General features: G+C 65.6%; 14 protein-coding genes. 4 read left to right on the plus strand and 10 right to left on the minus strand.

Annotated features, from left to right (window positions below; genetic code table 11):
• Positions 1–84: 84 nt before the first annotated feature.
• Positions 85–1,098 carry a DUF808 domain-containing protein gene (locus QRN53_RS05890; protein ID WP_285243076.1) on the minus strand — a complete coding sequence of 338 codons (1,014 nt, stop codon included), beginning with the start codon at positions 1,096–1,098 and terminating at the stop codon, positions 85–87.
• A 183-nt stretch (positions 1,099–1,281) separates the two neighbouring features.
• Positions 1,282–2,703, minus strand: a complete 1,422-nt coding sequence (locus QRN53_RS05895; RefSeq protein ID WP_350224159.1) for an MFS transporter — start codon at positions 2,701–2,703, stop codon at positions 1,282–1,284.
• A gap of 213 nt (positions 2,704–2,916) precedes the next feature.
• On the opposite strand from QRN53_RS05895, the gene QRN53_RS05900 reads away from it, so the two are divergent.
• From QRN53_RS05900 to QRN53_RS05910, 3 genes are read left to right on the plus strand one after another with little or no spacing between them, the layout of a single operon-like run.
• Positions 2,917–3,561 (plus strand): biotin transporter BioY, encoded by a 645-nt coding sequence (locus tag QRN53_RS05900; RefSeq protein WP_285243078.1) that lies wholly within the window; start codon positions 2,917–2,919, stop codon positions 3,559–3,561.
• Positions 3,562–3,571: 10 nt separating this feature from the next.
• Positions 3,572–4,303, plus strand: a complete 732-nt coding sequence (locus tag QRN53_RS05905; RefSeq protein WP_285243079.1) for an energy-coupling factor ABC transporter ATP-binding protein — start codon at positions 3,572–3,574, stop codon at positions 4,301–4,303.
• Positions 4,300–4,923: an energy-coupling factor transporter transmembrane component T family protein gene (locus QRN53_RS05910; RefSeq protein WP_285243080.1), complete on the plus strand. Its 624-nt coding sequence runs from the start codon at positions 4,300–4,302 to the stop codon at positions 4,921–4,923. Before QRN53_RS05905 ends, QRN53_RS05910 begins: the two co-directional genes overlap by 4 nt.
• Positions 4,924–4,944: 21 nt before the next feature.
• Here the strand turns inward: QRN53_RS05910 and QRN53_RS05915 are convergent, their stop codons facing one another.
• Positions 4,945–6,129 (minus strand): thiolase family protein, encoded by a 1,185-nt coding sequence (locus QRN53_RS05915; RefSeq protein WP_285243081.1) that lies wholly within the window; start codon positions 6,127–6,129, stop codon positions 4,945–4,947.
• The gene (locus QRN53_RS05920) at positions 6,119–7,525 is read right to left on the minus strand and encodes a class I adenylate-forming enzyme family protein (RefSeq protein ID WP_285243082.1); all 1,407 of its coding nucleotides are present in this window, start codon (positions 7,523–7,525) and stop codon (positions 6,119–6,121) included. The genes QRN53_RS05915 and QRN53_RS05920 overlap by 11 nt, the downstream gene beginning before the upstream one ends.
• A gap of 58 nt (positions 7,526–7,583) precedes the next feature.
• Between QRN53_RS05920 and ypfJ the strand changes: the two genes are divergently transcribed.
• Positions 7,584–8,465 carry a KPN_02809 family neutral zinc metallopeptidase gene (gene ypfJ / locus QRN53_RS05925; protein WP_285243083.1) on the plus strand — a complete coding sequence of 294 codons (882 nt, stop codon included), beginning with the start codon at positions 7,584–7,586 and terminating at the stop codon, positions 8,463–8,465.
• A gap of 77 nt (positions 8,466–8,542) precedes the next feature.
• Here ypfJ and QRN53_RS05930 read toward each other — a convergent pair whose 3' ends face one another.
• The 6 genes from QRN53_RS05930 to QRN53_RS05955 are packed head-to-tail and all read right to left on the minus strand — an operon-like array spanning position 8,543 to position 13,600.
• Positions 8,543–8,875, minus strand: coding sequence for a metal-sulfur cluster assembly factor (locus tag QRN53_RS05930; RefSeq protein WP_018761278.1), 333 nt, complete (start codon positions 8,873–8,875; stop codon positions 8,543–8,545).
• A 15-nt stretch (positions 8,876–8,890) separates the two neighbouring features.
• Positions 8,891–9,685: a Fe-S cluster assembly ATPase SufC gene (gene sufC / locus QRN53_RS05935; protein ID WP_285243084.1), complete on the minus strand. Its 795-nt coding sequence runs from the start codon at positions 9,683–9,685 to the stop codon at positions 8,891–8,893.
• Positions 9,686–9,728: 43 nt separating this feature from the next.
• Positions 9,729–10,085, minus strand: coding sequence for a non-heme iron oxygenase ferredoxin subunit (locus QRN53_RS05940; protein WP_285243085.1), 357 nt, complete (start codon positions 10,083–10,085; stop codon positions 9,729–9,731).
• Positions 10,086–10,104: 19 nt separating this feature from the next.
• On the minus strand, positions 10,105–11,346 hold the full coding sequence (gene sufD, locus QRN53_RS05945) for a Fe-S cluster assembly protein SufD (RefSeq protein ID WP_285243086.1): 1,242 nt from the start codon (positions 11,344–11,346) through the stop codon (positions 10,105–10,107).
• Positions 11,346–12,809, minus strand: a complete 1,464-nt coding sequence (gene sufB / locus QRN53_RS05950; protein WP_285243087.1) for a Fe-S cluster assembly protein SufB — start codon at positions 12,807–12,809, stop codon at positions 11,346–11,348. Before sufB ends, sufD begins: the two co-directional genes overlap by 1 nt.
• Positions 12,809–13,600 (minus strand): helix-turn-helix transcriptional regulator, encoded by a 792-nt coding sequence (locus QRN53_RS05955; protein ID WP_285243088.1) that lies wholly within the window; start codon positions 13,598–13,600, stop codon positions 12,809–12,811. The genes sufB and QRN53_RS05955 overlap by 1 nt, the downstream gene beginning before the upstream one ends.
• Positions 13,601–13,650: the final 50 nt, after the last annotated feature.

The following is a 13,650-nucleotide window of genomic DNA, read 5'->3' on the forward strand; positions in this document are numbered from 1 at the left end:
CCAGTCTACCGTCCAGCGGCCCGCCGCAATTTCAATGGGCGGGCCGCGCGGTTTTCGGGACGAATTGCGTACTTCCCGCTGTACTCAGCCCTGGCGCGTCCCCCGGAGTTGGCCGGCGGCCCTGCTGGTTTCGGTGTGTTCTTCGTGACCTTCTTTGGACCTGCCGAAGGGCAGCACCTTTATCACCGGGCCGACGACGGCCATGACCACCAAGCCCCAGGCGAGTCCCAGCACGGCAGAGCACAGGGTGTTGACGATCCAGGCGAGCAGAGCGCCGACTACGGGGACGGTTTCCACCGGGTGCTCCAGGACGTGGACCAGGTCGTAGGGGGCATGCCAGCCGAGATCGTGGGCACCCTGGAGCATGATGTGGCCGCCGACCCAGAGCATGGCGAATGTTCCCACCAGGGTGATCGCGGCGAGGACAGCCGGCATTCCCTTCACCAGCAGTTCACCGATGCGCTTGGAACGCGCCGAGTCCTTGGCCATCAGGTGCAGGCCGATATCGTCCATCTTCACGATGAGGGCCACTGCGCCGTACACCAGAACCGTGATGGCGAAGGCGACCAGGACCAGGATGAACGCGCGGACCCAGATGGACTCCGTTGCCACCTCGTTCATCGAAATGACCATGATCTCGCAGGAGAGGATGAAGTCGGTGGTGATGGCCCCCTTGACCACCTTTGCCTCGGCGTCGCGGCCGCGCTCCACAGCGGGGGCTTGCCCGGCCTCGTGGTGGCCGCCGCGGAGCTTGTGCCAGACCTTCTCCGCGCCTTCGTAGCAAAGGTAGGAGCCGCCGAGCATGAGGATGAACGGGATAATGCCGGGGACGAAGGCGCTGATGAGCAGCAGGGCCGGGAGAATGATCAGGAGTTTGTTTCGGATGGAGCCCCAGAAGATCTTCTTGATCATGGGCAGTTCCCGGGACGGGTCCGCTCCTGAGACGTACTGCGGGGTGACGGCGGCGTCATCGATGACGACGCCCGCGGCTTTTGCCCCGGCCTTTGCGGCTCCGGCGGCGACGTCGTCCACGGAGGCGGCGGCGATCCGGGCCAGGGCTGCCACGTCATCCAGCAGGGCGACCAGGCCGCCGCTCAAAGCCGGACCCCGCGCAGCTTGGGGCCGGTACGTTGGGTATTCAGGGGAGGGTGCGTGATGGGCATGTTCGGAGTATATTGCAGCCCTCCCTCTCAGCCCTTTTGCAGTTCCTCGGCGAACACAATGATCTATCTAAGGCCGCGGATGTACGTCAGACTGTAGAAGTCGAGGTGCCTCGCTCTTCTACGGGGCCTCACGGCGGGGGTTGTGGTTCTGGATGCCGACCGCGGAAACAACGCCGCCAAGGACCAGCAACACCGCCGTCACTGCCAGCATCCGGTGAAATCCATCGAGTTCAAGTTTGTTGCCCACCACCAGGCCCACCAGGGCGATGCCGAGCAAGCCCGCAACCCGGCTGACGGCATTATTCAATGCCGAGCCGATGCCGGCCTGTTGTTCGGAAACCGACCCGAGAATGGCGGCGGTCAGCGGTGCGACGGTCGCCGAGAGCCCGACAGCGAACAGCAAGATCCCTGGCATCAGCTGCGTCCAGTAGTTGACAGGTGTTTCGGACGCGAGCATAAGGATGTAGCCGATGCCGGCGACAACTGGGCCCAGCGCCATGAACCACCGCGGGCCGAACTTTCCGGCCAATGAGCCGAACCATGACGCGAGGAGGATGTTGACGATGCTGACGGGGAGCAACGCGAGAGCGGCGAATGTGGCCGGAAACCCGGCAACCTGCTGGAGGAAGAGCACGATGATGAATCCCCCGATCGACAGCGCAGCGTAGATGAGGGCGGTAGCCAGGTTGCCGACGGCAAAGTTCCGGACGGAGAAGAGGCTAAGGGGCAGGAGAGGCTGGCGCGCAGTTTTTTGCCGCCAGATGAATCCGGCGAGGCAAAGGATGCCGAGAGCGAAGGGGATCTGAATAAGCAGGCTTCCCCAACCATAGTTACCTTGTTCTATCAGTGCGTAGACAGGTCCCGCCAACCCGAGCACACAGAGTACAGCGCCCGGATAGTCGATCCGTACGCCTTTCTTTCGCTCTTCCTCAGCCCGCAGAATGCCCAACATGAACAGGGTCACAGCGATGGGCAAAACATTGATTCCGAAGACCCAGCGCCAGCCCACTGAATCCACGAGCACTCCGCCGAGCAGGGGGCCGGCGATAAATGCCACGGTTGTGCCGGCCGTCCAATGGCCGATTGCTTTTGCCCGGGCGGCACCATCAAAGTTTGACGAGATCAAAGCAAGGGAACTGGGCACCAGCAGGGCCCCCGCGACGCCTTGAAGCGCCCTCGCCAGAATCAGCACCTCCGATGTGGGTGCCAGGGCACACATCACTGACGTCGCGCCAAATCCCACCAGGCCTGCGCGAAGGACCACAACGCGTCCGAGCAAATCAGAGAGCGAACCCGCGACGAGGATCAGTGAGCCCAAGGTAATCAGGTAGGCATCGACAACCCATTGCTGCGTAGTAATGCCACCGCCGAGTTCACGGGTAATGGCCGGCAACGCCACGTTGATGACACTGCTGTCGAGAAATGACACAAAGGACGCGAGAATAGCGATCCAAAGCACGAGCCTTTGCCTACGCACCACAATTGGGGAACCCACCTCCCCAGTAAACACCCGAACGGCGGCGCCCTTTAGGGTGCCCACGAACGATCGAGGGGCGAACGGGCCCTCCCGTTACCGCTCCGCCGGACTCAGCCGCAGCCCGCCGTCGGAAGGTTTCCTGAAACCGGCCCATTGTGCCCACCCCAACGCAGCAGGCGCCGCGCTTAGTGGAGCCCCTACAAAATGGGCCCCGTTCCACCCCGGTAACGTCGGCGGTACATTAATTTCCGCTTGTACAACCCCGACAGGACCGCCATGAGCAACACCAGTACCACCACATCGAACAGCCAACGGACAGGACGCCGCCGCTGGAACGGCACCGACCTTGGTCTGATCGCCGTCTTCGCCGCCCTCGTTGCCGGCGCGGCTCTGGTTCCGGGGCTGGCCCTGAACGGTTTCGGAGTCCCCATCACGTTCCAGACCCTGGCTGTGATGCTTACCGGACTGGTGCTTGGCCCCGCCCGCGGACTCGCCGCCGTCGGGCTGTACACCCTTGTGGGGCTCGCCGGCCTCCCCATCTTCAGTCAGGGCCGCAGCGGCCTGGGCATTCTTGCGGGCCCCTCAGCCGGTTACATCATCGCCTTCCCCATCGCCGCGGGCGTGGTGGGTTGGCTGGCCACCGTCATCATCAAACGCACCTCCAAGGCCCGCGCCCTCTGGTTCTTCCTCGCCGCCACGGCCACCAGCGTTGTGGTGGTACACAGCCTGGGCATCCTGGGCATCGCACTGAACTCCAAGGCAACCCTGGAGCAGGCCTTCGTGGGCGACCTTGTCTTCTACCCCGGTGACCTCATCAAGAACGTCCTTGCGGCGGCCATCGCCGTCGCGCTGCACCGCGCCTTCCCCGACGTCCTGGTCCGCCGCGTGCGGCGGCAGGCCGCCATCCCGGGAAAGGCCTAGGACCCGCGCCATGCCTGCCGTGACTTTCGACCAGGTGACCGTTGCGGTTGAACAGGACGACTCCCCGCACCCCAAGGTCCTCCTTGACGCAGTCACCCTCCGGCTGGACCAATCACGCGTGGGCGTCATTGGCGCCAACGGTTCGGGCAAGTCCACGCTCCTGCGCCTGGTCAACGGGCTTGTCCAGCCCACCTCGGGCACGGTAGCGGTCGACGGCGACGACACGGTACGTGCCGTCCGGCACGTCAGGCGGAACGTCGGCTTTGTCTTCACCGACCCGCTCTCCCAGCTGGTCATGCCCACCGGACGTGAAGACGTGGAACTGTCGCTGCGCCGCTCCGTGAAGGACGCTGCCGGGCGACGGAGTCAGGCCGAGGCCGCCCTGGCGCGGTTCGGACTCCTGAAGCTCGCAGACCAAAGCATCTACGAACTCTCCGGTGGCGAACGGCAGCTCATGGCCCTCGCCGCCGTCCTGGCCGTCGATCCCAAGGTCCTGGTCCTGGACGAGCCCTCAACCCTCCTGGACCTGCGCAACCGCGAGTTGCTCCGAAGGACACTTGCGGGACTGGACCAGCAGATCATCATGTCCACCCACGACCTGGACCTGGCCCTCGAGATGGACCGGGTGCTGGTCATCGAACAAGGCCGGGTGTCCTTCGATGGTGCCCCGGCCGAAGCCGTGGCGGCCTACCGGCCCTGGTGCCTGAACGGGCTCGACCCCGCCGCGACGGACACCCCATGAGGGGCCACGGTTTCCTCCTGGCCAACTATGTGCCGGGCACCTCGTTCCTCCACCGTGCACCGCTGGCCGTGAAATTCCTGCTCGTAGTTGCCTCCGGCCTGGCATCCTTCGTCATCGTGGACTGGCGCCTCTCCGCTGCCGTCCTGGCAGCGCTTTGTGGACTCTTCCTGGCGGCCGGCGCCGGCGCGAAGAGGCTGTGGGGTGCTGTCCGGCCGCTGGTTCCGGTGCTGCTCGTGGTGGGGATCTTCCAAGGGTGGCAGCTGGGTGCCCCCACCGGCGCCCGGATCGTCCTGAACATCCTGGTGTGCATCGTTGCCGCGTCCCTGCTCACCGCCACCACGCCCGTCCAGCAGCTGCTGGACGGCGTCGTCCGGCTGGCACGCCCGTTCGAGAGGTTCGGCGCCGATCCCGAGCGTTTTGCCCTGACCATCGGCATCATGCTCCGCAGCATCCCTTACATCGCGGGAACCTTCGCGGACGTGCGCGACTCCGCGCGGGCCAGGGGCCTGGAACGCAATCCGCGGGCGCTCGTCCTGCCGGTCTTCATCACGTCCGTGGCATATGCCCGGCAAACGGGGGAAGCGCTCGCCGCCCGCGGCCTGGGCGACGCCGAGGACTGACGCGGCCCGCGGCAAACCAGTTCAGGAGCCCAGGCGCCGGTACTCGAGGAGCGCGGCGGTTCCCATTCCGCCCGCCATGCTGATCATCGCCATGGCCAGGGTGCCGGGGACACCCGAATTTCGTGCTTGCGCGAACAGCCTCGTCACCAAAACCGCCCCGGATGCCCCGTAGGCGTGTCCCAAGGCCAAGGCCCCGCCGTCCAGGTTCACTCGCTTCGAATCGATCCCCAGCTCATCGAGGCATGCCAGCGTCTGCGACGCGAACGCCTCGTTGAATTCGACCAGGTCCAGTTCCCCGGCCGTGACACCCGCCCCCGCCAGCACCCGGCGGGCCGCGGTGGCGGCGCCGATCCCCAGCACCGTTGGAGCAACCCCGGCGGTGTGGGTCCCCCGCACCAGCAAGGCATCACGGACACCAAGGTCGCGTGCCCGTCGCAGTGATGTCACCACGACGGCGGATGCGGCGTCCGCGTCGAAGCATGAGTTCCCGGCGGTGACACTGCCTCCGGCGACGAAGGCGGCAGGGAACCGCGCCATGATCGCCGGGGTGAGTCCGGCCCGCGGCCCGTCATCGGCAGTGACGGTCCCCGCGGGGGTGGGCAGCGCTACGGTTTCGGCGCTGAAACGCCCGTCCCGCATGGCTGCAAGGGCTTTCCGGTGGCTGGCCAGCGCGAAGGCATCCTGCCGGTCCCGGCCCACGCCGTATTCCTGCGCCACCGTCTCGGCGGCCAAGCCCATGTCCGGATCACCGAAGCTGTAAGGCACAAACTGGGCGCGGCGGTAGAACTCCGGTTCGCCGTCGTCGTTCCGGTACGCCCGCAACGGCGCGGTGCTGGTGCTCTCCACTCCGCCGGCCAGGTAAACCTGGTTGCCGCCGCCGGCCACCAGCCGTGCGGCGAGGACGATGGCGTCCAGCCCGGAACCGCACTGCCGGTCCACGGTGAGCCCAGGTACGTTAACCGGCAGCCCTGCCTCGAGCAGGGCAAGGCGGGCTACGTTTCCGCCCCCGCCAACGGCGTTTCCGATCATCACGTCGTCCACAGAGGACGGATCCAGGGCGACGCCGGTCAGCAGCTCCCGCAGGACCGGCGCGAGGAGTTCATGGGAGCGCAAGGTGCGCAGCGGGCCGTTGATGCGGCAGACCGGTGTCCGGAGCGCGGCGATGATGACCGGCTGCCGCTCCGCCGGGAGGTCTTCAGCCACCAAGGGTGCGCACCCTCGGGTCCCTGGCGTTGATCCAGTCCAGCAGCATGCTGCGGCTGACCTTGCCCCGGTCCGTGGTGGGGAGTTCGGGCAGGAGGTAATACTGCAGCGGCCGCTTGTCCCTGGGCAGGATGTCCTCCAGTCCGGTGCGCAGCTGGGTGGCGGTGATCCCGCCGTGGGACGGGACCACGCCAGCCACCACGCGCTGGCCGCGCAGGTCGTCCGGCATGCCGGCAGCCACGGCGGCCGCCACTCCCGGAACAGCGGCCAACGCCAGTTCCACCTCATGCGGGTAGACGTTCCGTCCGGCGGTAAGGATCATGTCCGAGCGCCGGCCCAGGATGTGCAGCTCCCCGTCAGCAAGATAACCCTGGTCCCCCACCGTGTACCAGGACCCGAACGAGCGCAGGGCCTCGCCGTCGTCTCCCCACAGATAACCGTTGCTGACCATGCCGCTGCGCACACAGATGTTGCCGTAGCTGCCTTCCGGCACACCGGCACCGGAGTCATCCAGGATCCTGACGTCAACACCGGGGAAAGGCCGCCCAATTCCGGTGCCACCAGGCGTGGCAGCCTGCCCGGCCGGCAGTCCTAGGCCGGAGACGAAACTCAGCTCGGAGGCGCCGTAGTACTCGTAGATCGTCGCGTTGGGTGCCCAGCGCCGGGCAGCCTCCAGGGTCCTGGCATCGAGTTTGGAACCGGCACAAACGATGGTTCGGATACCGGACGCGTCAACGCACCCTGTCATGCCGCGTTCACTGAGCATCCGCAGCATGGTGGGTACCAGCACCAGCCGGGTAACGCGGTCGTGCGTGATGGCTGCGTGGACGTCGCCGACGTCGAACGACTCCAGCGTTTGGAACTCGGAACCGGCATAAAGGCATTCGGCCAGGGCGTACAGGTTCAGGCTGGCCGCCAGCGGACCGGGGGCAAGGGTCACGTCGTCCTGGCGGAGGCCGAAGAACTCAATGGATGCGTCAAAGGACTGCTGCCAGGACTGCCGCGAACGGGTGAAGGCCTTGGGCACCGACGTAGTTCCCGAGGTGAGGCCAATGAGGAATCCGGTGTCCGGCGGCCCGTCGGCCAGGGCGTCGTCCTGAGCTACCTGGGCCGGCACAGCGCACGCCTCAATCCGTCCGACAATGTCCTCCTGCAGGGCGGAGGGCCAGGAAGGATCGAGGACTGCGCACTGCCGGCTGCCGGCAACCGCGGCCGCGAATTTCACGGCGAAATGCACGGAATTGGCCTCGCAGACGGTGGTCACCGAGTTTGTCTCAGCCACCAGTGCCGCGGCAGCATCCCTCAGCTCCGCCCAGTCCAGCCGCCGCCCGGCGATCACCACGGCGGTATCGTGCGGCCGTTGCTCCGCCCAGCGCTGGATGTTGTTCAGGAATGGCACGGACCAACTTTACCGGCCCGCACGGATTGAGCCTCCGGCCCGCGGGTATTGTGACGATATGAGTTTCAACGACAACGCGCAGCTGGATCCGTCCCAGGTCCAGGACCGCCGGGGCATGGGCACCGGGGTCAAAGTCGGGGGCGGGATTGGCGGCGGACTGGTGCTGCTCATAGCCCTCCTGCTGGGCGTCAACCCCAACCTCCTTGGCGGGTTGACCGACGCCGGTTCCTCCGGGCAATCCCAGGGAACCGCGCCCGCCTGCACTACCGGAGCGGACGCGGATGCCCGCCTGGACTGCAGGATCACGGGTACGGTCAACAGCCTCAACGCTTTTTGGCCCGGCTACCTCAAGAAATACAACGTGCAGTATCCCCGGCCCGAGGCAGTGATCTTCAAGGGGTCCACCAACACCGCCTGCGGCGCTGCGACCTCGGACGTGGGTCCGTTCTACTGCCCCACTGACACCACCGCGTACTTCGACCCCGGATTCTTCCAGGAACTCGTGGACCGGTTCGGCTCCTCGGGCGGCCCACTGGCGCAGGAATATGTGGTGGCCCACGAGTTCGGCCACCACATCCAGAACCTGCTCGGCGACCTGGGACGCGCCCAACAGGATCCCCAGGGACCCGAATCCGGCTCTGTCCGCACGGAGCTGCAGGCTGACTGCTACGCGGGATTGTGGGCCAAATACGCCTCCAGTACACCGGATCCGGCCACCGGCCAGCCTTACCTGGAACCGCTCACCCAGCAGGATGTCAACGACGCCCTCTCGGCCGCTGCGTCCGTGGGTGACGACCGGATCCAGAAGGCTGCCACGGGGCGGGTCTCCCCCGAAGGATGGACGCACGGTTCCAGCGCGGAACGCCAGCGCTGGTTTGCCCGCGGCTACCAGTCCGGCGACATCAAACAGTGCGACACATTCAGCGCCGCAACCCTCTAACCCCACCCTTTAACGACGACGGCGGGCCACCTTCACGGAGAAGGTGACCCGCCGTCGTCGTTCTACAGCGGTGGGGATCAGATGTTGAAGCCGAGGGCCCGCATCTGGTCCTTGCCGTCGTCGGTGATCCGCTCGGGACCCCACGGCGGCATCCATACCCAGTTCAGGCGCCAGTCGTCCACAACACCGTCCAGGGCCTGGCCCACCTGCTCCTCGAGCACGTCGGTGAGCGGGCAGGCGGCGGTGGTGAGCGTCATGTCGATCAGGAGCGCGCCGTCGTCATCGGAGTACTTGAGGCCGTACAGGAGGCCAAGGTCCACCACGTTGACGCCAAGCTCAGGGTCGATGACGTCTTTGAGCGCCTCTTCGACGTCCTCCAGGGCCGTACGGCCCGGCTTGATTTCGGTCATGACAGATAGTCCTTACTAGGCCTGTGCCGCGGCGGCAGCCGCGATGGTGGCTGCGCCGGCGCCCTTGGCGTAACGGTCGTAGCCTTCGTCCTCGAGGCGGTCGGCCAGCTCGGGGCCGCCTTCCTCGACAACCTGGCCGTCCACGAACACGTGTACGAAGTCAGGCTTGATGTAGCGCAGGATGCGCGTGTAGTGGGTGATGAGCAGCGTGCCCATGTTGCCCTCGGCGTGGGCACGGTTGACGCCCTCGGAGACAATCTTCAGCGCGTCAACGTCCAGGCCGGAGTCGGTCTCGTCCAGCACGGCGAACTTGGGCTTGAAGAGTTCCAGCTGCAGGATCTCCACGCGCTTCTTCTCACCGCCGGAGAAGCCCTCGTTGACGTTGCGCTGGGCAAAGTCGGCGTCGATGCGCAGCTTCCCCATGGCATCCTTGACGTCCTTGGTCCAGGTACGCAGCTTGGGTGCTTCGCCGTCGATGGCGGTCTTGGCGGTGCGCAGGAAGTTGGTCATGGTGACGCCGGGAACCTCCACCGGGTACTGCATGGCCAGGAAGACGCCGGCGCGGGCACGCTCGTCGACACTCATGGCCAGGACGTCTTCGCCGTCCAGGGTGATGGTACCGCTGGTAACGGTGTAGCGGGGGTGGCCCGCGATGGTGGATGCCAGGGTGGACTTGCCCGAGCCGTTGGGGCCCATGATGGCGTGCGTTTCGCCGGTCCGGATGGTTAGGCTGACGCCCTTCAGGATCTCCTTGGTGCCCTGCTCCGTGTCAATGCTGACGTGCAGGTCCTTGATCTCAAGAGTTGACATGCTCTTCTTTCTTCTTCGTTCGTAAGTCTGGTGCTGCGGGCGTTCAGTAGTTGTTTACTGACGCGCCGTTCAAAACGTTCGTGACGTCCACGTAGACGTCGTCGCCGTCAAGCTCGACGGCGAAAACGGGCACGGGATCGTAGGCGGGGAGCTGGAGCGGCTGCCCGCTGCGCAGGTCGAACTGGGAACCGTGCCCCCAGCACTCGATGGCGCAGCCTTCCACGTCCCCCTCAGACAGGGAAATGTCCGCGTGCGAGCAGGTATCGCCGATGGCGTGGATCTCGCCCATCGAGTCCCGGACGACGGCCACAGGGTAGCCGTCCACCAGGATGCGCAGCGCCTGCTTGACCTGGATGTCGCCGGCGCTGCACACCAGCTCTCCCTTGGGTGTCCCGTTCATGCGTTCGTGCCCGTCCGTCCTAGTAGTCGATTGCGGTGAGTTCGCGTTCCACAGCCTCGGTCAGGCGCTCTTCCAGTGCCGGAACCTTGATCTGCTGGATGATCTCGTTCAGGAAGCCGCGCACCACCAGTCGGCGGGCAACATCCTCAGGAATGCCGCGTGCCATCAGGTAGAACAGGTGCTCGTCGTCGAAGCGTCCGGTGGCACTCGCGTGTCCTGCGCCTTCGATCAGGCCGGTTTCGATCTCGAGGTTCGGCACGGAGTCCGCGCGGCAACCCTCGGTCAGCACCAGGTTCTGGTTCTTCTCGTAGGAGTCGGTGCCTTCGGCCTGCTTCTGGATCAGGACGTCGCCAACCCAGACCGTGTGCGCGCCCTTGCCCTGCAGTGCGCCCTTGTACAGGACGTTGGACTTGCAGTTGGCCACGTTGTGGTCCACGAAGGAGCGGTGCTCAAGGTGCTGGCCCGCGTCGGCGAAGTAGAGGCCCAGGAGTTCGGCCTCGGCCCCCTCACCGGCGAACCGGACGTTGGAGTTCATCCGCACGATCTTGCCGCCGAGGGAGACGGCGATGTGCTTATAGACGGCGTCCTTGGCGACCTCTGCGTCGTGCTGGGCCAGGTGCCTGGCATCGTCACCCCAGAGCTGCAACGAAACGACGGTGAGGTGGGCGCCTTCGCGGACCAGGATCTCCACGTTGCCGTTGTGGTCGGCGGATCCGTCGTGTTCGATGATCACGACGCCGCGGCTGTTCTCCCCGGCTTCGATCACAAGGTGGGAGTTGGTGCGTCGTCCTGCCCCGTTGCCGGTCAGCACAAGCCGCACGGGGGCATCCAGCTCGGCATTGGCCGGGATCGAGATGAGCCGGGCCTCCTCCGAGTTGGCGGAGCCCACGACGGCGGCACGGTCGGCCGGGACCAGGGTGGCACCGCGGGGGGCCTCACCGGCGCGCAGGGTTCCCTGGCGGACAGCCTCAGGTGCCTCGACCGATACGCCCAGGGCGCCGGCTTCCGCGGCAGTGTCGGAGAGCAGGTTCGCCAGTTCGCGCACCGGGGTGAAGCGCCATTCCTCTTCGCGGCCGTTGGGCAGCGCGAAATCGGCCACCTTGTGGCTGGTGAGGCGTTCGGCGCGGGAGGCCATGACCTGCACGCCGTGGCTGTGGTGGCGGTCCACCTTGGAGGCAACGAGGTGTTCGCCCTCCTCGGTGAAGCCGGCGATCGACGGTGCGCCGATGCGCGCCTTTTCAGTAGTAGCTTCGGCAGTCATTAACCGACGGATCCTTCCATCTGGAGTTCGATGAGGCGGTTCAGCTCAAGGGCGTATTCCATGGGCAGTTCGCGGGCGATCGGCTCAATGAAGCCGCGCACGATCATGGCCATGGCCTCGTCCTCGGGCATACCGCGGGACATGAGGTAGAACAGCTGCTCCTCGCTGACGCGGGAGACAGTTGCCTCGTGTCCCAGCTGGACATCGTCCTCGCGGATGTCGATGTACGGGTAGGTGTCAGACCGGGAGATGGTGTCCACCAGGAGGGCATCGCAGCGTACGGTGTTGGCCGAGTGCTTGGCGCCTTCCCGGACCTGGACCAGGCCGCGGTAAGCGGCACGGCCGCCGCCACGGGCAACGGACTTGGAGATGATGGAGCTCTTGGTGTTCGGTGCGATGTGGACCATCTTCGAACCGGTGTCCTGGTGCTGGCCTTCGCCGGCGAACGCGATGGACAGGGTCTCGCCCTTGGCGTGCTCGCCCACCAGGTAGACGGCCGGGTACTTCATGGTGACCTTGGAGCCGATGTTGCCGTCGATCCATTCCATGGTGGCGCCCGCTTCGCAGATGGCGCGCTTGGTCACCAGGTTGTAGACGTTGTTCGACCAGTTTTGGATGGTGGTGTAGCGGACGCGGGCGCCCTTCTTGACGATGATCTCCACGACGGCGGAGTGCAGCGAATCCGAGGTGTAGATCGGCGCGGTGCAGCCTTCGATGTAGTGGACGTAGGAGTCTTCGTCGGCGATGATCAGCGTGCGCTCGAACTGGCCCATGTTTTCCGTGTTGATGCGGAAGTAGGCCTGCAGCGGGATCTCGACGTGGACGCCCTTGGGCACGTACACGAAGGAGCCGCCGGACCAAACGGAGGTGTTCAGCGAAGCGAACTTGTTGTCGCCCACCGGAATGACGGTGCCGAAGTACTCCTGGAAGATCTCCGGGTGCTCTTTCAGGGCGGTGTCGGTGTCCAGGAAGATGACACCCTGCCGCTCGAGGTCCTCGCGCAGCTGGTGGTAGACAACCTCGGACTCATACTGGGCCGCGACACCGGAAACAAGCCGCTGCTTTTCGGCTTCGGGGATGCCCAGCTTGTCGTACGTGTTCTTGATGTCCTCGGGCAGGTCATCCCAGGTGGCAGCCTGCTTCTCGGTGGACCGCACGAAGTACTTGATGTTGTCGAAGTCGATGCCGGAGAGGTCCGCGCCCCAGGTGGGCATGGGCTTGCGGTCGAAGTACTTCAGGCCCTTGAGGCGAAGGTCAAGCATCCATTCCGGCTCGCTCTTCTTTGCCGAAATGTCCCGAACAACCTCTTCGTTGAGCCCGCGGCGTGCATTGGCGCCGACATCGTTCTTGTCAGCCCAGCCGTACTCGTAGTTGCCGATGCCGTGGAGCTCGGGATTCTTTTCCAGAATCTCCGAGATCACAGTGTTTTCGGCTACTGCTTTCTCTGATAGTTGGTCCGTCATCACGGCCTTTCTTGCTGATGGTTGATTACTTCGTCCAGGCCGGCGGGGGCTGCGGCCGGCACGGTGGCCGGTTCGGCAGGCAGCCTGCCTGTAGGAATGTGGGTGGTGCAGACGTGGCCGCCGCGGGCCAGGGTGGAGAGGCGGCGGACGTCCACTCCCACCAGCCTCGAGAAAACTTCGGTTTCGACGTCGCAGAAAACGGGAAAGCGGGCTGCAAGCTGCTGGATGGGACAGTGGCCCTGGCAGAGCTGCACGCTGGAAAGCGCGGCGGGCAGCGGCGCCTTCGCTTCGATGGCGGCGGCGGAGGCCACGAAGTTGTCGCGGCTCAATGCGGCCGAAAGTGCCGTGGCGCGGTCCCGGATGTCCGGTCCGGCCTCTTCGATTTCGGGTGCGTAACGCCGCTCCATGGCCGCGAAGCGCTCTTCCGCAAAGGCCCGCACCGCGTCCGGGCCGGCGACCTTCTGGAGCTGCTGGAGAGCCAGGGCCGCAATGTCCAGGTAGTCGTTGCCCAGGCTCGACTGGCCTTGTGAAGTCAGGACGTACCGGCGGGCCGGGCGGCCTGCTCCAGCACCGGGCTTGGCCACCCGCTTGACTTCGATGACCCCTGCACGCGCCAGGTGGTCCAGGTGGCGCCGGACAGCCGCCGGGGTGAATCCCAGCATGTCTCCGAGTTCGGCCGCGCTCACGGGTCCGTGTTCCAGGACGGCAGCGAGCACCCGGTCACGGGTACGCTCGTCGGCATCAGCCACAGGTCCCGGCCCGGCCACGGGCGCAGCAGCAGCGTTGGTCATGGAATACACAACACAATCATGTCGTAATTTACTCCGCGACTCCAGTAAGG

This window comes from Pseudarthrobacter sp. fls2-241-R2A-127, assembly GCF_030209355.1.
GTDB lineage: Bacteria > Actinomycetota > Actinomycetes > Actinomycetales > Micrococcaceae > Arthrobacter.

Bases quoted from the DNA above. Each gene is read 5' to 3' on its own strand.
- ypfJ (WP_285243083.1), top strand. From the start codon at position 7,584: ATGAGTTTCAACGACAACGCGCAGCTGGATCCGTCCCAGGTCCAGGAC.
- QRN53_RS05900 (WP_285243078.1), top strand. From the start codon at position 2,917: ATGAGCAACACCAGTACCACCACATCGAACAGCCAACGGACAGGACGC.
- QRN53_RS05905 (WP_285243079.1), top strand. From the start codon at position 3,572: ATGCCTGCCGTGACTTTCGACCAGGTGACCGTTGCGGTTGAACAGGAC.
- QRN53_RS05910 (WP_285243080.1), top strand. From the start codon at position 4,300: ATGAGGGGCCACGGTTTCCTCCTGGCCAACTATGTGCCGGGCACCTCG.
- QRN53_RS05955 (WP_285243088.1), bottom strand. From the start codon at position 13,600: ATGACCAACGCTGCTGCTGCGCCCGTGGCCGGGCCGGGACCTGTGGCT.
- sufC (WP_285243084.1), bottom strand. From the start codon at position 9,685: ATGTCAACTCTTGAGATCAAGGACCTGCACGTCAGCATTGACACGGAG.
- QRN53_RS05940 (WP_285243085.1), bottom strand. From the start codon at position 10,085: ATGAACGGGACACCCAAGGGAGAGCTGGTGTGCAGCGCCGGCGACATC.
- sufB (WP_285243087.1), bottom strand. From the start codon at position 12,809: ATGACGGACCAACTATCAGAGAAAGCAGTAGCCGAAAACACTGTGATC.
- QRN53_RS05930 (WP_018761278.1), bottom strand. From the start codon at position 8,875: ATGACCGAAATCAAGCCGGGCCGTACGGCCCTGGAGGACGTCGAAGAG.
- sufD (WP_285243086.1), bottom strand. From the start codon at position 11,346: ATGACTGCCGAAGCTACTACTGAAAAGGCGCGCATCGGCGCACCGTCG.